The sequence below is a fragment of the Leifsonia sp. NPDC080035 genome, from assembly GCF_040050925.1.
Lineage (GTDB): Bacteria > Actinomycetota > Actinomycetes > Actinomycetales > Microbacteriaceae > Leifsonia.
This window is the reverse complement of the sequence record NZ_CP157390.1, coordinates 3,813,077-3,831,500: the sequence shown is the minus strand read 5'-3', so window position 1 is coordinate 3,831,500 and position 18,424 is coordinate 3,813,077. Positions and strand designations below refer to the sequence as shown.

Genomic DNA, 18,424 nt, shown 5'->3' with positions numbered 1-18,424 from the left:
ACGGCGTGGACCGCGGCCTAGAGTTGAAACATGCGAGACCCCGGCGAACTGTTCGAGCTGAATCCGGCCGTGGAGGTCCCGGACGGGCTTCCGCTCGTGGCCGGGCTCACCGGCTTCGCGGACGCAGGCTCCGGTGTGAGCCAGCTCGGCACCTACCTGCTCGGCACGCTGGACAGCGAGGTCGTGGCGACCTTCGACGCGGACATCCTGCTCGACTACCGCGCCCGCCGTCCCATCATCTACTTCGACCAGGACCACCTGGCCGACTACCAGCCCGCGACGCTGAAGCTGTACCTGATGTACGACGAGCTCCGCCAGCCGTTCCTGCTGCTGTCCGGGTTCGAGCCCGACTTCCGCTGGGAGGCGTTCTCCGAGGCCGTGCTCGGCCTGATCGAGCGGTTCGGCGTGAAGAGCGTGACGTGGGTGCACTCCATCCCGATGCCGGTTCCGCACACGCGTCCCATCGGCGTCACCGTCAGCGGAAACCGCCGCGAGCTGATCGAGACGATGTCGATCTGGAAGCCGCAGACCCAGGTGCCTGCGAACGCGCTGCACCTTCTGGAGTACCGCCTCCAGCAGCTGTCGTACCCGATCGCGGGCTTCGTGCTGCTCGTCCCGCACTACCTCGCGGACACCGAGTACCCCGCGGCCGCGATCGCCGGCCTCGACAGCATCAGCGCCGCGACCGGTCTCATCTTCCCGACCGACCGGCTCCGCGAGGAGGACCGCGAGTTCGTCGCCAACATCGACGAGCAGGTGGCGGGCAACGCGGAGCTCGGCAAGCTGGTCGGCACCCTGGAGGAGCGGCACGACTCCTATATGGAGGACAACCAGCTGCGCTCCCCGCTGACCGACAGCGAGGGCGCTCTGCCCAGCGCAGACGAGATCGCGGCCGAGCTGGAGAACTTCCTCGCGTTCCGCCGGCACGGCGACGAGGACAACCCGCGCACCGACCGCTGACGGCGCGGGCACGCGCCGGGCCACGTCCGGCCATCCCGATGCGCCCCCGGGGACGCCTCCGTACGCGGAGGTAGGATCGTGCGGTGAATTCGCGTCGATCCTGGGTCATCTTCGGGATCGGCGTCTTCGCCTATCTGATCGCGGTCATGCAGCGCACCAGCATCGGCGTTGCCGGCGTCGCCGCCACCGAGCGCTTCCACGTGTCGGCGGCGGTGCTCTCGTCGATGGCCGTCGTGCAGCTGATCGTGTACGCCGCCATGCAGATCCCGGTCGGGGTCCTCATCGACAGGGTCGGCTCCCGCACCCTCATGCTCGTCGGCACCGTGCTGATGGTGATCGGCCAGGTGACCGTGGCGTTCGCGCCGACGATCGCCGTCGCCATCCTCGGCCGTGTGCTCGTCGGAGCGGGGGACGCCACCGTCTTCACCTCGCTGATGCGGCTGATCAACTCGTGGTTCCGCGGCAGGCTCGTCCCGCAGCTCTCCCAGTGGATCGGCAACATCGGTCAGCTCGGACAGGTGCTCTCGGCCGTTCCGTTCGCGCTGCTGCTGCACCAGGCGGGATGGACGACCGCGTTCTTGACCGCCGCCTCGCTCTCCGTCATCGCCGTCATCGGCATCGTCGTCGCGATCAGCGATCGGCCGGTGGGATCGACGGAGGGACCACGGCCCGCCACGTGGGGCGAGTCCCTCCGGCAGCTGCGGATCAGCCTGGCGCGTCCCGGCACCCAGCTCGGCTTCTGGTCGCACTTCGTCACGCAGTCCTCCGGGACGGTGTTCAACCTGATGTGGGGACTGCCGTTCATGGTGTTCGCCCTCGGCCTGCCGCCGGCGGAGGCGTCCGGTCTGATCATCGTCTCCGTCGTCGCCGGCCTCATCGCCGGCCCCATCCTGGGACTCCTGACTGCGCGCTTCCCGCTGCGCCGCAGCAACCTGGTGCTCGCGATCGTCGCGATGATGGGTGCCGTCTGGGCGCTGCTACTGCTCTGGCCCGGCGTCCCGCCGACCTGGTTGCTGGTCCTGGTGCTGGTGGCGATCGGGATCGGCGGCCCCGGGTCGCTCATCGGCTTCGACTTCGCCCGCACCTCCAACCCGCTGCACAGCCTCGGGTCGGCGAACGGGATCGTGAACGTCGGCGGGTTCCTCGCGAGCTTCGTGATGATGTTCCTCATCGGTCTCGCCCTCGATGCGCAGAACACGGCGCACACCACCGCTGGTCTCTATGCGCTCGACTCGTTCCGCTGGGCGTTCGCGATCCAGTACGTCATCATCGGGATCGGCGTCGCCTTCCTCGTGCACGCCCGGCGCCGCACGCGGCGTCGGATGCAGGAGGAGGAGGGAATAGAAGTGGCCCCTCTGTGGGTTGCACTTGTCGACGTCTGGCGGAGGGGGCGCCGAGCCTAGGGAGATGATCCCGGCATCCGGTGCGATCCGATCGGTTCTCCTGGTCGGGACGCGGCGCAGAACGTGCAATAATTGGAATCTGGACCCGTTCATTTCCTGTGGGTCGGAGCACTCGATGGTGCCCGGCGCGACAACCCAGGACTTGACATGGGTCTTAGTAATGTCCGCACGCGACCTCAGCCAGGCCCGCGGCCGGTGCAGCCCGGTCCCGCAAGCCTCGGTATGAAAGGTGTTCACATGGCAACCCGTGCAGCTACGAAGGCGCCGGCGGCGACGTCCGCCGACGCCGAAGCGGTCGAGGAGACCGTGGCCGGCGCCACGGCAGCCGCCCCGGCCAAGAAGGCCGCTCCCAAGAAGCCCGCTGCCAAGAAGGCGGGCACGAAGACGGCCGCCGCCAAGAAGGGCGCGAGCAAGCCCAAGGGCGGCGACGAGGACGACGACGTCGACGAGGACGCCGAGATCGAGATCGACGCGGACGACGAGACGGCAGAGGTCGCCGACGACACCGCAGCCGACGACGCGGACGACAGCGACGAGGCCGACGAGACGGACGAGTCCGGTGAGGCTGGCGCGCCCGGCCCGAAGGGCGAGGCCGCCGCCGTGCAGGCCGCGGCAGACGCTCCGCTCCCGACCGACGCGCTCGTGCTGCGCGCCGTGGACGAGGACGACGACATCCCTGTCTACTCGACCACGATCACCGGCGCGACCGCCGACCCCGTCAAGGACTACCTCAAGCAGATCGGCAAGGTTCCGCTGCTGAACGCGGCGGAGGAGGTCGAGCTCGCGATGCGCATCGAGGCCGGCCTGTTCGCGGAGGACAAGCTCGCCAACTCGCAGGGGATGACCAAGGAGCTCGAGCGCGAGCTCAAGTGGGTGGCCCGCGACGGCCAGCGCGCGAAGAGCCACCTGCTCGGCGCCAACCTCCGCCTCGTGGTCTCGCTCGCCAAGCGCTACACGGGTCGCGGCATGCAGTTCCTCGACCTCATCCAGGAGGGCAACCTGGGTCTGATCCGCGCGGTCGAGAAGTTCGACTACACCAAGGGCTTCAAGTTCTCGACCTACGCGACGTGGTGGATCCGCCAGGCGATCACCCGCGCGATGGCCGACCAGGCCCGCACCATCCGCATCCCGGTGCACATGGTCGAGGTCATCAACAAGCTCGCCCGCGTCCAGCGCCAGATGCTGCAGGACCTCGGCCGCGAGCCCACTCCGGAAGAGCTGTCGAAGGAACTCGACATGACCCCGGAGAAGGTCATCGAGGTGCAGAAGTACGGTCGCGAGCCCATCTCGCTGCACACGCCGCTCGGCGAGGACGGCGACAGCGAGTTCGGCGACCTCATCGAGGACACCGAGGCGGTCGTCCCGGCCGACGCGGTCGGCTTCACCATGCTGCAGAAGCAGCTGGAGAGCCTGCTCGACTCCCTGTCCGAGCGCGAGGCGGGCGTGATCCGCATGCGCTTCGGCCTGGGCGACGGGATGCCGAAGACGCTCGACCAGATCGGCGACACCTTCGGCGTGACGCGTGAGCGGATCCGTCAGATCGAGTCGAAGACGATGGCGAAGCTGCGTCACCCGTCCCGCTCGCAGTCGCTGCGCGACTACCTCGAGTAAACCTGTGCGGTATCGACTGGCGGTCATCGCCGGCCGCCTCGCCCGCTGGCTTCTGCGCCTGCGGGGAGGCGGCTCCGCGGTGCCGGGGAGGGTCGCGCTCGCGATCGCCCCGAAGTTCCTCGAGCGCGCGGTCTCGAGGCTCCCGCTCGGCGTCGTGTTCGTCTCCGGCTCCAACGGCAAGTCCACGACGACGAACATGCTCACGGCCATCCTGCGCGAGCACGGCCTGAACGTCTTCACGAACCCGTCGGGGGGCAACCTCCCGCAGGGCATCGCCTCGGCGCTGCTCGCCGACGTGCCGCTCGACGGCTACGTGCGCGGCGACGTCGGTGTGATCGAGGTGGACGAGGCGTACGGCGTCGACCTCGCCACGGTGCTGAAGCCGCGCGGGTCGCTGTTGCTGAACGTGCAGATCGACCAGCTCAACCGGTTCTTCGAGCCGACCAGGGTGATCGGGATGCTGCGGACGATCGCGGAGCGCTCCTCGGAGTTCGTCGTCGTGAACGCGGACGACGACTCCCTCGCCCGCGTCGGCGCCGCCCTCGCCGGCGAGGGCAGGGATGTCTCGACGTTCGCTGTCGCGCCGTCCATCATCGAGTCGTCGCCGAACGGCCTGGCCAACGTGAAGGACCTCTCCGGGATCGCCGCGGGCGCGCTGCCCGTTCCCGCCGTGTTCGTCTCCAAGCTGGAGACCCAGAGCGCGGAGCTGACCATCGGCGGCGAGCCGGTGCGCATCGGCCTCCCGGCTCGCGGCCTGCACTACGCGGTGGACGCGGCGGGTGCGACCGCGATGGCCCGTCGCCTGCTCGGCGACCGGTTCCGGCCGAACGCCGTCGTCGCCGCGATGGGTGCGCTGCGCACGGTCTACGGCCGCGGCGAGACGCTCCGGGTGGGCGACGAGGACATCGAGATCATCATGATGAAGAACCCGCCGAGCCTGCAGCTGAACCTCGACTACCTGAGCGAGGCGCCGGAGCAGGTGTTCGTCGCGGTGGACGAGGGGACGCCCGACCCGTCCTGGGTCTACGACATCGACCTCTCCAAGCTCGAGCACGTCGACATCGTCTCCGGAACGAAGGCGTGGCAGTTCGCCACCCGCTTCGCGTACGCCGGCATCGACGTGGACCAGGTGGTGCCGGAGCTGAAGCCGGCGCTGCAGGGCTTCCTCGCGCTGCCGAAGCCGTCGCGCGGCACCAAGACCATGATCGTCAACTACGAGCAGATGATGCTGATCCGCAAGCAGCTCGGCTTCCTGGATCTGGAGGGTGGCGAGCGATGAGCGTGCTGCGCATCCTGCACCTGTACCCGCGCGAGCTCGGGATCAACGGCGACGCCGGCAACGTCCTCGCGCTCTGCGAGCGTGCCCGGTGGCGCGGCATCGAGTCCGAGGTCGTCGCGCACGCGCCGGGCGGTGACCTGCCCGCGAGCGTGGACATCGTCCACATCGGGTCGGGCCCGCTGTCGGGTCAGCGCGCCGTCCACGACGACGTCCTGCGGATCGCACCGCGCCTGCACGAGTGGGCGGAGGCGGGCGTGCCCCTCCTCGCGATCGCCGGCGGCTGGCAGCTGCTCGGCGCCGAGCTGACGACCCCGGAGGGCGAGCGGCTCGCGGGTGCGCGCGTCTTCCCGACCCGCGCGACGCTCGGAGCGAAGCGGCACGTGGACGAGGTCGTCGTGCGCATGCCGGACGGGACGGCGCTGGCGGGGTTCGAGAACCACTCCGCGTCGACCTCCCTGGAGGGAGCGGAGCCGCTCGGCCGCATCCAGCACGGCTTCGGCAACGGGGACGGCACCGAGGGCGTCGTCATCGGCTCCGCCATCGGCACCCACCTGCACGGGCCGGTGCTGCCGATGAACCCGGTGCTCGCCGACCGGATCCTGAACCAGGCGCTCCGCTCGGAGCTGCCCCCCGTCAGCCAGACGGAACGCGTGGACCGGTACGCGACCAACGCGCGCCGCGCGATCGCCGACCGGGTCGGCGTCGGGCTCTAGCCGCTAGGCGCTAGCCGCTAGCTGACGTAGACGCGGGGGACCCTGGCGCTCACGCCGGTGACCATCTCGTCGGCGATCGTCTCGGCCCAGTCGGCGTACTTCTCCGCCGTGACCTCGCCGGAGTCGCCGGGGCCGAACAGCACGGCGGTGTCGCCGACCGCCACGCGGCCCGCTCCGGCGTCGATCAGCATGTGGTCGACCTCGACGGCGATTACCGGGCAGTGGCGGCCGTTCAGCAGCACGGTGGTCTTGGCGATCCCGAGCGTCGGGACGCCGTCGCCGTAGCCGATCGCGATGCGCGCGTGAGTCGTGCCGCCGACGTGGACCTCCGTCACCGGAGCCTCCAGCCGCATGACGGGGACCAGCCCGAGCTCGGCGCCGGTGCTGTCGTCGAACGGGGAGAAGCCGTACGCGGCGATGCCGAGCCGCACGAAATCGAACCGCGCCTCCGGCATCCGGATGCCCGCGGAGCTGGCCGCCAGGTGCAGCACCTCGAAGCGGGCGCCGTGGCGCTCCGCCTCCGCGACCGCGTCGCGGAACTCGGCGAGGGCAGCCTCGTCGTCGGCGATGGAGGCGTCGGCGAGGTGCGACCAGGCGGCGCGCACGCGCACGATGCCGCGTTCCTGCAGCGCGAGCGCCGCATCCACCAGTCCCGGCCAGTCGGCGCGGGTCGCGCCGTTGCGGCTGAGACCGGTGTCCACCTTCAGGTGCACCACGGCGGGTCGGTCGGCGCCGGCCGCGGCGATGGCCTCCAACTGCCAGACCGCGGAGACGCCGAGCTCGATGTCCGCCTCGATCGCGGCGCGCCAGTCCGTGTCCGCCCCGTGCAGCCACGCGAGGATCGGCACGCCGATCCCTGCGCGCCGCAGCACGAGCCCGGCGGGCACCTCGAGCACGGCGAGCGAGGTCGCGCCGGCCTCGAGCCCTGCCTCCGCGATGGGGAGGAGCCCGTGGCCGTACGCGTCCGCCTTCACGGCCAGCATGGTCTCCGCCGGTGCGAACCGGGCGCTCAGGTGCGCGACGTTGCGGCGCAGCGCCGCCAGGTCGATGACGGCGCGGGGGAGCGGCTCGGCAACGGCGTCCACGATGGTCATACGTCCGGCCTCTCGTACACGCGCTCGATGCGGCGACCGAGCCTGCTGGTGATGACGGGAGCGGCGACGCCGATCGCGTCCGCCCACTCCAGGACGGTCGGCTCGCCGCGGCCCTCGTCGCCGAAGACGACGACCGGATCGCCGAGGCGCGCCTGGGCATCGCCGATGTCGACGACGAACTGGTCCATCGCGATCCGGCCCGTGATCCGGCCGCGGGTGCCGCCGACCAGCACCGGCGCGCGGTTGGAGGCGACACGCAGAATGCCGTCGGCGTAGCCGAGCGAGACCAGCACGAGAGTGGTCGGCCGCTCGGTGTGGTAGGTGTAGCCGTAGGAGACGCCGCGGCCGGCGGCGATCCGCTTGACCGCGACGATCTCGGCCTCCAGCCGCATGGCGGCGGGGTGGCGGTGCGTCGGGTCGAGCCCGAACAGCTCCGGGCCGAGCAGCGGACCGGACGCGGGGTCGCCGACGATGACGCGGGTCGGGATGCCGTCGTCCGCGATGGCCGCGGCGTCCTCGATCCGGGAGACGAGAAAACCGCCGACCCCCGCGTCGGTCAACGTGCGTGCCACGGGGATGAGCCCGTGTCCGTACGCGTCCGCGCGGAGATCGGCGGTGCAGTCGGGGAGCGAGGTGGTGGAGGCGAGGGCGGTCTGGCGGATCGCGTCGAGGTCGACGAAGGCGCGCCTGTGCACGCCCCTGCTCGGTCTCATCCCGTCGTCAGCCGGTCCGTCTGTTCGCCGTCCGTCAGCCGCTAGGCGCGCTGCTCTTCGAAGAGACGAGCGGTCTCGTCGTGCCAGCTGTGCGCGATCTGCGACAGCTTCTCCTGGTGCTTCTTGCCGTGGTGGGCGCAGAACAGCAGCTCGCCGTTGTTCACGACGACCCGGATGTATGCCTGGGCTCCACAGCTGTCGCAACGGTCCGCAGCCGTCAGTTGCGGCCCCGATGCGAGCTCGTCAACAGCACCGTTCTCCGAGGTGATGGTCGACATGTGATGCTCCTTTCCGTCGCAACCGAAGGTCTTCGGTACGTCTATAGAACCACGTAATCCCGTCCGCGAGGCGCGGATTGCCTGCTATTTCGCTCAACGCGTAGGAACCGGAGGGCTGGGTGTCGGTGACGTAGGCTGCCGCGCCCGCCACGTACGCTGGAGTCTGCGACGTGTCCCGGATGCGCGTCGCGCAAGGAAGGTGAGGACCGCTCGTGGCGAGCTCTGACTACTCCGCCAGACACCTCTCGGTGCTGGAGGGACTGGAGGCGGTGCGCAAGCGCCCCGGCATGTACATCGGCTCGACCGACTCCCGCGGCCTCATGCACTGCCTGTGGGAGATCATCGACAACTCCGTCGACGAGGCCCTCGCCGGCCACGGCACCGAGATCGAGGTCATCCTGCACCCCGACGACAGCGTCGAGGTGCGCGACAGCGCCCGCGGCATCCCCGTCGACGTCGAGCCGAAGACCGGCCTCACCGGCGTGGAGGTCGTCTTCACCAAGCTGCACGCCGGCGGCAAGTTCGGCACCGGGTCCTACGCCGCCTCTGGTGGCCTGCACGGCGTCGGCGCCTCCGTCGTGAACGCGCTTTCGGAGCGGCTCGACGTCGAGGTCGACCGCGACGGGAAGACCTACGCCATGTCGTTCCACCGCGGTGAGCCGGGCGTCTTCGAGGACGGCTCCGCCACCCCGAGCCCGGACGCGACGTTCTCGCCGTTCGTCAGCGGCAGCGAGCTGCGGGTCGTCGGCAAGGTGAAGCGCGGCGTCACCGGGACGCGCATCCGCTATTGGGCCGACCGCCAGATCTTCACCAAGGGCGCCGCCTTCTCGGTGGACGACCTGATCGGGCGGGCCAGGCAGACCGCGTTCCTCGTTCCCGGTCTCGGCATCACCATCGACGACAAGCGCAGCCCCGAGGGCGAGAGGACAACCTTCCGCTACGAGGGCGGCATCTCGGAGTTCGTCGACTTCCTCGCCCCGGACAGCCCGCTCACCGAGACGTGGCGGTTGACCGGAGAGGGCCACTTCACCGAGACGGTGCCGGTGCTCTCCGACAGCGGCGCCATGCTGCCGACGGAGCTGCGGCGGGACTGCCAGGTCGACATCGCGCTGCGCTGGGGCACCGGCTACGAGACCGTCATGCGCTCGTTCGTGAACATCATCGCCACGCCGAAGGGCGGCAGCCACCAGACCGGCTTCGACCAGGGTCTGCTGAAGTTCCTGCGCCAGCAGGTGGAGCTGAATGCGCGGCGCCTGAAGGTCGGCAACGACAAGCTCGAGAAGGACGACGTGATGGCCGGGCTGACGGCCGTGCTCACGGTCCGCCTCCCGGAGCCGCAGTTCGAGGGCCAGACCAAGGAGGTGCTCGGCACCCCCGCGGTTCGCGCCATCGTCGCGAACGTCGTCCAGAAGGCGATGTCCGAGCGCTTCGGCTCGTCCAAGCGCGACGACAAGGCGCAGTCCGCGCTGCTGCTGGACAAGGTCGTCGCCGAGATGAAGTCCCGCATCTCCGCCCGCGCGCACAAGGAGACCCAGCGCAGGAAGAACGCGCTGGAGTCGTCGTCGCTGCCGGCGAAGCTCGTCGACTGCCGCTCGAGCGACGTCGCCAACAGCGAGCTGTTCATCGTCGAGGGCGACTCGGCCCTCGGCACCGCCCGGCGCGCCCGCGACAGCGAGTACCAGGCGCTGCTGCCCATCCGCGGCAAGATCCTCAACGTGCAGAAGGCGTCCGTCTCGGACATGCTCTCGAACGCGGAGTGCGCGGCGATCATCCAGGTGATCGGGGCCGGCTCGGGACGGTCGTTCGACCTGTCGTCGGCCCGCTACGGCAAGGTCATCATCATGTCGGACGCGGATGTGGACGGTGCGCACATCCGCACGCTGCTGCTGACGCTGTTCTTCCGGTACATGCGCCCGATGATCGAGGAGGGCCGGGTGTTCGCGGCGGTGCCGCCGCTGCACCGCGTCATCGTGGTGAACCCGGGCTCGAAGCCGAACGAGACCATCTACACATACTCGGAGGCGGAGCTGCAGGCGGTTCTCGCCGACCTGAAGAAGCGCGGTAAGAAGTACCAGGAGCCGATCCAGCGCTACAAGGGTCTCGGCGAGATGGACGCGGACCAGCTGGCGACCACGACCATGGACCGCAAGCACCGGACGCTGCGCCGGGTGCGCGTTCCGGACGCGGAGGCGGCGAGCCGCGTGTTCGAGCTGCTGATGGGCAACGAGGTCGCGCCGCGCAAGGAGTTCATCATCGCGGGCGCCGACGACCTGAGCCGCGCGCGCATCGACGCGTAGGCGACGGACGGCCGTTCGTTCATCCGGAGGAACCGGGCCTTTCGCCCGGGATGTCCGGAGTTCCGGACGTCTCGTCGGCGTGTCGAGTGGAGATTCCGGAGTTGCGCCCATGACTCGGGGTGGTCGGAAAGGGAGGAGTCGTGGGCCCAGATGGGCTCGAACCTCCTCCCTTCTCCTCCGATTCGGGAGGACGCGGTGCAATCTCCTCCGTTTGCAGCACCTCCGGAAAGGGAGGAGCGCTGCGCCGAATCCGAGGCGGCTCGTGCGGGACGATCAGCCGATGCGGCGGCCGACCGAGCCGACGATCATGTCGAGTGGGGTGCCGGAGCCGTCGCGACGGGCGCCGCCCTCCGGAAGCACGCGCGCGGCGCCGTCCGGGCCGACGGCCAGTGCGGGCGCGGGACCTGCCCACGCGAGCGCCAGCTCGGTCTCGCCCTTGAGGAAGCGCTGCGAGCGGACGCCTCCGGTCGCCCGGCCCTTGGCGGGGAACTCCGCGTAGTCGCTGACCTTGCCGCTGCCGGGATCGGCACCCGGCAGCGTCTGGTCGCTCACGGCGACGGTGACGACGACGGCGTCCTCCCGTTCCGCGGCCGAGACGGCGCCGAAGAAGACCACCCGGGCGTCCGCGCCCAGGTTGATGCCCGCCATGCCGCCGGCCGCCCGGCCCTGCGGGCGGACGGAGGCGGCGGGGAAGCGCAGCAGCTGGCTGTCGCTCGAAACGAAGACCAGGTCGTCGGTGTCCTCGCCCTGCACCGCGCCGACGACCTCGTCGCCGGCCTTCAGCGCGATGATCTCGAACTCCGGCTTGTTCGCCCAGTCGCCGGGGGTGACCCGCTTGACGACGCCCTGCCGTGTGCCGAGCGCGATCGCGCGGGGCGCGTCGAGGGAGACGATCGCGATGATCCGCTCCTTCTTGTCCGCCAGTGCCAGGTAGTCGCCCACCTTGACGCCCGCGCCCAGCTGGATGGAGTTCACCGGCGCCGCGGGAAGGTCGACGGGGGAGAAGCGGAGCAGCCGGCCCCGGTTCGTCACAGCGCCGATCTCGCTGCGGCTGGTGGTGTCCAGCTGCGAGAGGATCGCGTCGTGCTTGCTGCGGCGCGCGGGCGCCTGGATGCGGTCGAGGCCCTGGTCCTCGCCGGCCCCGGCGTCCACGCGGAGGATGCGGCCGGTGGTGGAGAGGAAGACGCGGCAGGGCACGTCCGCCACCTCCAGCTGCACGGTCATCGCCTTGCCGCGCGACGCTCCCGCGATCGACGGCTTCGCCTCGGTGAGCAGCGTGCGGCGCGGGGTGCCGAACTTCGCGGCGACCTGCTCCAGCTCGTCCGACACCAGCTCCTCGATGCGCTTGCGGCTGGCGAGCAGCGCCTCCAGCTCCTCGATCTCGGCGCGCAGCTGGTCGCGCTCGGTCTCGAGCTCGATGCGCGAGAACTTGGTCAGGCGGCGCAGACGCAGCTCGAGGATGTAATCGGCCTGCAGTGTGCTGAGGTCGAAGACCTGCTGCAGGCGCGTGCGCGCCTGGTCGGTGTCGTCGGAGGTGCGGATGACCTGGATGACCTCGTCGATGTCGAGGATCGCGACGAGCAGGCCCTCGACGAGGTGCAGGCGCTCCTTGCGCCGGGCGAGCCGGAACTCGGAACGTCGGGTGACGACCCGCACCCGGTGATCGAGGTAGACGCGGAGCAGCTCCCGCAGGCCCAGCGTCTGCGGTCCGCCCTCGACGAGGGCGACGTTGTTGATCGCGAAGCCCTCCTCCAGTGGGGTGTGCCGGTAGAGCTGCTCCAGGACGGCGTCCGGGCTGAAGCCGGTCTTGATGCCGATGACGAGGCGCAGGCCGTGCTGACGGTCGGAGAGGTCGGTGACGTCGGAGATGCCGTTCAGCTTCTTCGCGTTGACGCCGTCCTTGATCTTCTCGATCACCTTCTCCGGGCCGACCATGTAGGGCAGCTCGGTGACGATCAGACCGCTCTTGCGGGCGGTGATCGACTCGACGGCGACCTTGGCACGCATCCGGAAGCTGCCGCGGCCGGTCGCGTACGCGTCCCGCACGCCCGAGAGGCCGGCGATGGTGCCGCCGCTCGGCAGGTCGGGGCCGGGGACGTAGGCCATCAGGTCGTCGAGGGTGGCGTCCGGGTTCTCCAGCAGGTGCCGCGCGGCGCCCACCACCTCGATGAGGTTGTGCGGCGCCATGTTCGTGGCCATGCCGACCGCGATGCCGCTCGCGCCGTTGACGAGCAGGTTCGGGAAGGCGGCCGGCAGCACGTCCGGCTGCAGCAGCTGGTTGTCGTAGTTCGGGACGAAGTCGACGACGTCCTCGTCGAGGTCCTCCGTCATCGCGAGCGCGGCGGCCGCGAGGCGCGCCTCCGTGTAGCGGGCGGCGGCGGGGCCGTCGTCGAGGGAGCCGAAGTTGCCGTGACCGTCCACGAGCGGGACGCGCAGGGTGAAGTCCTGCGCCATGCGCACCAGGGCGTCGTAGATCGCGCTGTCGCCGTGCGGGTGCAGCTTTCCCATCACCTCGCCGGTGACGCGCGCGGACTTCACGTGACCGCGGTCCGGGCGCAGGCCCATCTCGGTCATCATGTAGAGGATGCGCCGTTGCACGGGCTTCAGGCCGTCGCGGGCGTCGGGAAGGGCCCGGGAGTAGATCACGGAGTACGCGTACTCGAGGAACGATCCCTGCATCTCGGTCGTGACGTCGACGTCTTCGATGCGTTCGGCGGCCTGGTCGTCTGGTGGTGTCATTCGTGCATTCGTCTCGGCGTGCGGGACGGACCGGTCCGTCCCGTCCGGCTGTGTCAGACTGGGCCGGATGTCCCCCATGCTACCGGCCGCGTTCACGACGAGGGCGAGCCTCGCCACGGTTCTGCCGAGTTCCCTGGCGGCCCTGTGCGGCGCGGAGAACGCGCTCGGGCTGCCGCGGTTGGAGCACGTGCTCGTCGTGGTGGTCGACGGCCTCGGCGCCGCGGCCCTCCGGGCACGCGCGGGGCACGCGCGCACGCTCGCGCCGGCGCTCACCAAGGCCACGACCATCGACTCCGGCTTCCCGACGACGACGGCGGCCGCGCTCACCACGCTGACGACGGGGACGACGCCGGGCGAGCACGGGATGGTCGGCTACCGGGTCCGCGACGGCGCCGGCCGGCTCACCAACCAACTGAGCGGCTGGGACGAGCTCATGGACCCGGCGACCTGGCAGCGGTCCCGCACCGTCTTCGAGCGTGCCGCGGAGGCGGGGGTGACCTCCACTGCGATCGGGCTGCCGAAGTACGCGGGGTCCGGGTTCACCGCCGCCGCGCTGCGCGGCGCAGGGTTCATCGGCGGCCGGACGCCCGCGGAGCGCTTCGAGGCGGCGGAGCAGGTGCTCGCCGCGTCCGGTCCCGGCCTCACCTACTTGTATGTGGCCGAGCTCGACCAGGTCGCGCACGCGCGCGGCTGGGAGTCGCCGGAGTGGACCACCGCCCTGGAGACGCTGGACGGCCTCGTCGCCGGGCTCGTCCGCCGGCTCGGCCCGCGCCGTGCGGTGCTGCTGACGGCGGACCACGGCATCATCGACGTCCCCGAGACCGGGCACGTGCTCTACGACGGGGCGCCGGAGCTGCTGGAGGGCATCCTGGACGTCGCGGGGGAGCCGCGGATGCTGCACCTCTACACCGAGCGCGGCGAGCCCGACGCGGCCGCGGTCGCCTCGCGCTGGCGGGACAGCGAGGGCGACCGGGCGTGGGTGGCGACGCGGGCGGAGGCGATCGAGGCCGGGTGGTTCGGCCCGGCCGTGCATCCCGAGGTGGCGCCGCGGATCGGGGATGTGCTCGTCGCGGCGCGCAAGCGCATCGCCTACTACGACGGGCGGGACCCGCAGCGCACCGGCCGCAACATGATCGGCCAGCACGGCTCGCTCACCGCCGAGGAGACCCGCGTCCCCCTGCTCCGCTTCGGCGCCTAGGCGCAGAGACGCCGAAGGGCACGTCGTTGTCGCTTTTCGCGCGCGAAAGCGACAACGACGTGCCCTTCGACGACGCGGTCAGGCCAGGTCGTCGTCCGTGCGGGCGCCGAAGACGATCTCGTCCCAGCTCGGCATCGCCGCGCGGCCCTTCCTGCGGCCGGACGGCGCGGTGGACTCGGCAGGGCCGGGAGAGGGCGACGACGATGGAGTCGACGCGGGCGGCGTCTGGGCGGCCGGCGCGGGCGCGGGCTCCACATCGATCAGCGTGATCGACTCCTCGACGATCCGGAACGGGGCAGGCGTCGGCGGCGTCGGCGGCGTCGGGTCGAGCAGCGTCGGCTGCTCGTCGAACGCGCTGGTCTGCAGCGGCGGCTCCGCCGGCGGACGCTCCTCGTAGCCGGCCTGCTCGCGCTCGCCCCGGCGGCGGCGCAGGGCCTCCAGCAGGTCGGCGGTCTGGTGCAGGTCGCGCGGGGTGTCGTCGTCCGCGCGCTTGATGGCGGACACTGCGATGGAGTTGCTGGCGCGGCCCGGGACGAGCGGCTCGATCGGCTGCGTGATCTCCGGGCCCAGCAGGTCGGTCGGGGGAGCGGGGAACGTGAACGCCCCGCTGTCGAAGCGGGAGGTGTCCGGCTCGCCCTCGTGCGGCAGCACCGCGCGCAGCCGCGGGATGAGCGCGCCACCGCGCAGCTCGCCCGCCTGGGAGAGCGTGGTCGCCTCGGAGTTCAGCGGCGCGAGCGAGTGCTTGCGGGCGTCGTACGTCCAGCGCGCGTCGTGGTCGATCTCGTCGGCGGTGAACTCGAGCTTCACGATCCAGCCGGTCTCGCTGTCCTTCCAGCTCGCCCAGCGCTCCCCGGAGACGCCGAGGGAGGCGAGCCGCTCGCGGATGACCGATCCGAACGTGTCGCCCTCGCCCATCGGGTCGACCTCGACCGTGGTGTGGACGGGGACGCTGAGAGCGCTCGCGACGATGTGCTCGCGCTCGGCGACAATGGGTCCCTCGAACCGCTGGACGTACTCCAGGGGCGCTCCGGTGACGGCGGCGACGTCTTCGGCGGACATGCCAGAGCGGATGTGCGCCTGCACCTCGCGCGGCGAGAACTTGGGCGCCTCGGCGGACGCGTTCTGGCGCGCCTGACGGATCCGTGACTGCAGCGTGTCGTCGACGGCGATGCGGAACCGCTCACCGTCGTCGCCGACGGCGACGATCGCACCGTTCTCGACCCCGATGACCTTCAAATCCTGCATGTGGATGCCTTCCGAGCTCGCGTTCGTTCTGGGCCAGGATGCCACGGGAATGGGGGGTTTCCAGGGAATACCTCTGGCGTGCCGGAAGTTGACAACCGAGCAATCGCTGAGAGGCTCCTGCGTGGTTTTGCTATTCCTTGGCGATTGATGCAAACTATGGCCGCCGATTGCGAGAATCGGCCGTTACGCAACGAGAAGTGGATGGGCATGGCAACGGATTACGACGCACCGCGGAAGACCGAGGACGACTCCGAGTCGATCGAGGCCCTCAAGGAGCGAGTTCCGGACAAGATGTCCGGTGTTGTCGACGTTGAGGACGCGGACAACCCGGGCGGCTACGAGCTGCCGGGCGCGGACCTGTCGGACCTCGACCTGGACGTCGTCGTGCTGCCTCCCCAGGCGGACGAGTTCACCTGCGTGAACTGCTTCCTGGTGAAGCACCGTTCGCAGATCGACCACGAGACCAAGCTCGGGCCGATCTGCGTGGAGTGCGCCGCCTGAGCGACGCACGCACGCTACGACGCGAGTCGAGCCTCATCGAGAACCCGGACCAGTCGGTCCGGGTTTCTTGTTGAGATCAGCCAGTAGGGGGCCGGGTCGTCCACATCCAGCACCGGCACCTTCACGACCGGCTTGATCCAGCCGCGGATGAGCAGCCAGGCGCGGGCGTCGAGCCGCTGGCCGCGCTCGAGGGTCGCCGCGTCGCCGGTGAAGGCCTTCGGTTCCCCGATGAACTCGAGCGGGATGCGCGCGTTGCCCGCCTGGAACTCCGTCGCGGTGACCCGGACGGTCGGCGCGGACACGAGCAGCGCGACGACGATCGCGGCATAGAACACGATCGCGAGCACCACTCCGACGGTGAAGTTGATGGGCGCGAAGACGAGCATCACGGCGGGGATGACGAGCAGGGTGGAGATGAAGAGCCAGGGCGTCGCCCAGAGGCGCTCGCGGTACAGCTCGCCGGTCAGGTTGTTGTTCACACCCCCTATTCGATCAGACTTCTGCACTACCCTCGACACGTGACCGATACCGTCGACGTCCCGATCATCGCCGAGCTCGTCCCCGCGTATGCGCACCCGGGCGACGCCGGCGCCGACCTCTGCGCCGCCGAGGCCGTCACGCTCGGCCCCGGCGAGCGGCACACCGTGCCGACCGGCGTCTCGATCGCGCTGCCGGAGGGCTATGCGGCGTTCGTCGTCCCCCGCAGCGGCCTGGCGATGCGGCACGGCATCACGATCGTGAACGCGCCAGGCACCGTGGATGCCGGCTACCGCGGGGAGATCCGGGTGACCGTCCTGAACACCGACAGGTCGATGCCGTACGATATCGCCGTCGGCGACCGGATCGCCCAGCTGATCGTCATGCCGATCGCGCGCGCGCAGTTCATCCCCGTCGACACCCTGCCGGACAGCCACCGCGGCACAGCGGGCTTCGGCTCGTCCGGATACACCGTGACCCAGGCAGGAGAACACGCTTGACCGACAGCAGCGACACCCCCGGCGAGCTCGAGCAGCCGCTCGACGCGGAGAAGTCCGCCCCGGAGGACCGCGCGACCGAAGGTCCGCTCGACGAGAGCGAGGCGAATCCGGTCCGCCCCTACGTCGACCTCGGCGGGGTCAAGATCCTTCCGCGCGAGGGACTGCACCTGCGCCTGGAGGTGGAGGAGGAGTCGCAGCGCGTCGTCGCCGTCGGGCTCGACTATGCCAACTCCACCCTGCAGGTGCAGCCGTTCGCGGCCCCGCGCTCCACGGGTCTCTGGCACGAGATCCGCGGCCAGATCGCGGAGCAGGTGCAGCGTCAGGGCGGACGGGTGAGCGAGCGCGACGGCGTGTTCGGACCCGAGCTCGTCGCCGAGATCCCCGTCGCCGCCCCGCAGGGCGCGCCGGGGGAGACCCGCGTCGCTCGCTTCGTCGGCGTCGACGGCCCGCGCTGGTTCCTGCGCGGCGTGATCGCGGGCGATGCGGCGGTCAAGCCGGACGCGGCAGCGCTCGTCGAGGACCTGTTCCGCAGCATCGTCGTGGTGCGCGGCTCCGTTCCGATGCCGCCGCGCGACCTCATCCCGCTGCGGATGCCGGCCGCGCCGAGCACGGGCCCGGACGCCGGTTACTCCTCTCTTTAGGGCGAACCGTGACCGAGAACCACCAGCCGGCCGAGCCGGAGAAGGACGAGCAGCTCGCGGCGACCCTCGGCGAGTCCATCGCGCGGGCGGCCCGCAAGTCCGGCATCGGCCAGCTGCCCGAGGGTGACGAGTCGACGGGTCACGCGCTGCTTGCGGCGCTCGGCGGCGTCCGCGGGCTGCTGGAGACGATCCTGCCCGGCCTCGTCTTCCTCATCCTCTACACGTTCACGCAGAACGTCCCGCTCTCGATCGGTCTCTCCGTCGCGGTCGCTGTGATCTTCACCGTCGTGCGCATCGTCGGCAAGACGCCGGTGACGCAGGCGATGGCCGGCCTGATCGGCGTGGGCGTCTCGGCGATCCTCGCGCTGATCACCGGCCGCGGCGAGGACAACTTCCTGCTCGGCATCTGGACGAACGCGGCCTACGGCGCCGCGCTCCTCCTCTCCATCCTGGTGCGCTGGCCGCTGATCGGCCTGGCCGCCGGCTACCTGATGGGCGACGGTCTGGCCTGGCGCAGCGTGAAGTCGAAGTTCCGGGTGATGCAGGCGCTCACCTTCCTCTGGTTCCTGCTGTTCGCGGCACGGCTCCTGGTGCAGGTCCCGCTCTATCTCGCGCACTCCCCGGAGGCCACCAGCGCACTCGCGTTCACCAAGCTGCTGATGGGCGTTCCGCTGTACGCCCCGCTCCTGCTGGTCACGTGGTTCGTCGTGAAGCGGCAGTTCCCGCAGAAACCACCGGCGAAGTCCGCAGCGTAACGGGTACCGGAAGGGGGAGG

The 18,424-nt window shown here is 70.5% G+C and carries 17 protein-coding genes; 11 read left to right on the top strand and 6 right to left on the bottom strand.

Translation table 11 applies throughout. From position 1 onward, the window contains the following. Positions 1–30 precede the first annotated feature (30 nt). The 5 genes from AAME72_RS18560 to AAME72_RS18540 all read left to right on the top strand — a co-directional run bounded on the left by AAME72_RS18560 (position 31) and on the right by AAME72_RS18540 (position 5,966). Positions 31–960 (top strand): PAC2 family protein, encoded by a 930-nt coding sequence (locus AAME72_RS18560; protein WP_348788002.1) that lies wholly within the window; start codon positions 31–33, stop codon positions 958–960. 83 nt (positions 961–1,043) lie between these two features. Then, positions 1,044–2,363: an MFS transporter gene (locus AAME72_RS18555; RefSeq protein WP_348788001.1), complete on the top strand. Its 1,320-nt coding sequence runs from the start codon at positions 1,044–1,046 to the stop codon at positions 2,361–2,363. A 237-nt stretch (positions 2,364–2,600) separates the two neighbouring features. Continuing rightward, positions 2,601–3,974, top strand: a complete 1,374-nt coding sequence (locus tag AAME72_RS18550) for an RNA polymerase sigma factor (RefSeq protein WP_348788000.1) — start codon at positions 2,601–2,603, stop codon at positions 3,972–3,974. 4 nt (positions 3,975–3,978) lie between these two features. After that, positions 3,979–5,253 carry a MurT ligase domain-containing protein gene (locus tag AAME72_RS18545; RefSeq protein ID WP_348787999.1) on the top strand — a complete coding sequence of 425 codons (1,275 nt, stop codon included), beginning with the start codon at positions 3,979–3,981 and terminating at the stop codon, positions 5,251–5,253. After that, on the top strand, positions 5,250–5,966 hold the full coding sequence (locus tag AAME72_RS18540; protein ID WP_348787998.1) for a cobyric acid synthase: 717 nt from the start codon (positions 5,250–5,252) through the stop codon (positions 5,964–5,966). The genes AAME72_RS18545 and AAME72_RS18540 overlap by 4 nt, the downstream gene beginning before the upstream one ends. A gap of 17 nt (positions 5,967–5,983) precedes the next feature. On the opposite strand, the gene alr is transcribed toward AAME72_RS18540, so the two are convergent. Genes alr through AAME72_RS18525 form a run of 3 tightly spaced genes read right to left on the bottom strand, consistent with a single transcriptional unit; the run spans position 5,984 to position 8,051 of the window. Continuing rightward, on the bottom strand, positions 5,984–7,060 hold the full coding sequence (gene alr, locus AAME72_RS18535) for an alanine racemase (protein ID WP_348787997.1): 1,077 nt from the start codon (positions 7,058–7,060) through the stop codon (positions 5,984–5,986). Further along, positions 7,057–7,755 (bottom strand): alanine racemase C-terminal domain-containing protein, encoded by a 699-nt coding sequence (locus tag AAME72_RS18530; RefSeq protein WP_348787996.1) that lies wholly within the window; start codon positions 7,753–7,755, stop codon positions 7,057–7,059. Before AAME72_RS18530 ends, alr begins: the two co-directional genes overlap by 4 nt. Before the next feature lie 59 nt (positions 7,756–7,814). Further along, entirely contained in the window at positions 7,815–8,051 is a 237-nt protein-coding gene (locus AAME72_RS18525; protein ID WP_314147916.1) for a hypothetical protein, read from the bottom strand. A 212-nt stretch (positions 8,052–8,263) separates the two neighbouring features. Between AAME72_RS18525 and AAME72_RS18520 the strand changes: the two genes are divergently transcribed. Beyond that, a complete protein-coding gene (locus tag AAME72_RS18520) occupies positions 8,264–10,348 on the top strand; it encodes a DNA topoisomerase IV subunit B (protein ID WP_348787995.1) in 2,085 nt (694 codons plus the stop codon). A gap of 273 nt (positions 10,349–10,621) precedes the next feature. On the opposite strand, the gene AAME72_RS18515 is transcribed toward AAME72_RS18520, so the two are convergent. Continuing rightward, positions 10,622–13,087, bottom strand: coding sequence for a DNA topoisomerase IV subunit A (locus AAME72_RS18515; protein ID WP_348787994.1), 2,466 nt, complete (start codon positions 13,085–13,087; stop codon positions 10,622–10,624). A 76-nt stretch (positions 13,088–13,163) separates the two neighbouring features. Between AAME72_RS18515 and AAME72_RS18510 the strand changes: the two genes are divergently transcribed. After that, positions 13,164–14,285, top strand: a complete 1,122-nt coding sequence (locus AAME72_RS18510; protein WP_348790174.1) for an alkaline phosphatase family protein — start codon at positions 13,164–13,166, stop codon at positions 14,283–14,285. Positions 14,286–14,363: 78 nt separating this feature from the next. Here the strand turns inward: AAME72_RS18510 and sepH are convergent, their stop codons facing one another. Then, complete coding sequence (sepH, locus tag AAME72_RS18505; protein WP_348787993.1) at positions 14,364–15,530, bottom strand: septation protein SepH; 1,167 nt, start codon at positions 15,528–15,530, stop codon at positions 14,364–14,366. A 207-nt stretch (positions 15,531–15,737) separates the two neighbouring features. Here sepH and AAME72_RS18500 point away from each other — a divergent pair, with 207 nt between their 5' ends. Next, entirely contained in the window at positions 15,738–16,031 is a 294-nt protein-coding gene (locus AAME72_RS18500) for a DUF4193 domain-containing protein (RefSeq protein ID WP_026307201.1), read from the top strand. Positions 16,032–16,045: 14 nt separating this feature from the next. Here AAME72_RS18500 and AAME72_RS18495 read toward each other — a convergent pair whose 3' ends face one another. Further along, positions 16,046–16,510: a DUF3093 domain-containing protein gene (locus tag AAME72_RS18495; RefSeq protein WP_348787992.1), complete on the bottom strand. Its 465-nt coding sequence runs from the start codon at positions 16,508–16,510 to the stop codon at positions 16,046–16,048. 39 nt (positions 16,511–16,549) lie between these two features. On the opposite strand from AAME72_RS18495, the gene dut reads away from it, so the two are divergent. The 3 genes from dut to AAME72_RS18480 are packed head-to-tail and all read left to right on the top strand — an operon-like array spanning position 16,550 to position 18,404. After that, entirely contained in the window at positions 16,550–17,008 is a 459-nt protein-coding gene (gene dut / locus AAME72_RS18490) for a dUTP diphosphatase (protein ID WP_348787991.1), read from the top strand. Next, positions 17,005–17,649 (top strand): DUF3710 domain-containing protein, encoded by a 645-nt coding sequence (locus AAME72_RS18485; RefSeq protein WP_348787990.1) that lies wholly within the window; start codon positions 17,005–17,007, stop codon positions 17,647–17,649. Before dut ends, AAME72_RS18485 begins: the two co-directional genes overlap by 4 nt. An 8-nt stretch (positions 17,650–17,657) precedes the next feature. Beyond that, positions 17,658–18,404 carry a DUF3159 domain-containing protein gene (locus tag AAME72_RS18480; protein ID WP_348787989.1) on the top strand — a complete coding sequence of 249 codons (747 nt, stop codon included), beginning with the start codon at positions 17,658–17,660 and terminating at the stop codon, positions 18,402–18,404. The last annotated feature ends 20 nt before the right edge of the window (positions 18,405–18,424 follow it).

Bases quoted from the DNA above. Each gene is read 5' to 3' on its own strand.
- sepH (WP_348787993.1), bottom strand. From the start codon at position 15,530: ATGCAGGATTTGAAGGTCATCGGGGTCGAGAACGGTGCGATCGTCGCC.
- AAME72_RS18550 (WP_348788000.1), top strand. From the start codon at position 2,601: ATGGCAACCCGTGCAGCTACGAAGGCGCCGGCGGCGACGTCCGCCGAC.
- AAME72_RS18540 (WP_348787998.1), top strand. From the start codon at position 5,250: ATGAGCGTGCTGCGCATCCTGCACCTGTACCCGCGCGAGCTCGGGATC.
- alr (WP_348787997.1), bottom strand. From the start codon at position 7,060: ATGACCATCGTGGACGCCGTTGCCGAGCCGCTCCCCCGCGCCGTCATC.
- AAME72_RS18525 (WP_314147916.1), bottom strand. From the start codon at position 8,051: ATGTCGACCATCACCTCGGAGAACGGTGCTGTTGACGAGCTCGCATCG.
- AAME72_RS18515 (WP_348787994.1), bottom strand. From the start codon at position 13,087: ATGACACCACCAGACGACCAGGCCGCCGAACGCATCGAAGACGTCGAC.
- AAME72_RS18560 (WP_348788002.1), top strand. From the start codon at position 31: ATGCGAGACCCCGGCGAACTGTTCGAGCTGAATCCGGCCGTGGAGGTC.
- AAME72_RS18510 (WP_348790174.1), top strand. From the start codon at position 13,164: ATGCTACCGGCCGCGTTCACGACGAGGGCGAGCCTCGCCACGGTTCTG.
- AAME72_RS18500 (WP_026307201.1), top strand. From the start codon at position 15,738: ATGGCAACGGATTACGACGCACCGCGGAAGACCGAGGACGACTCCGAG.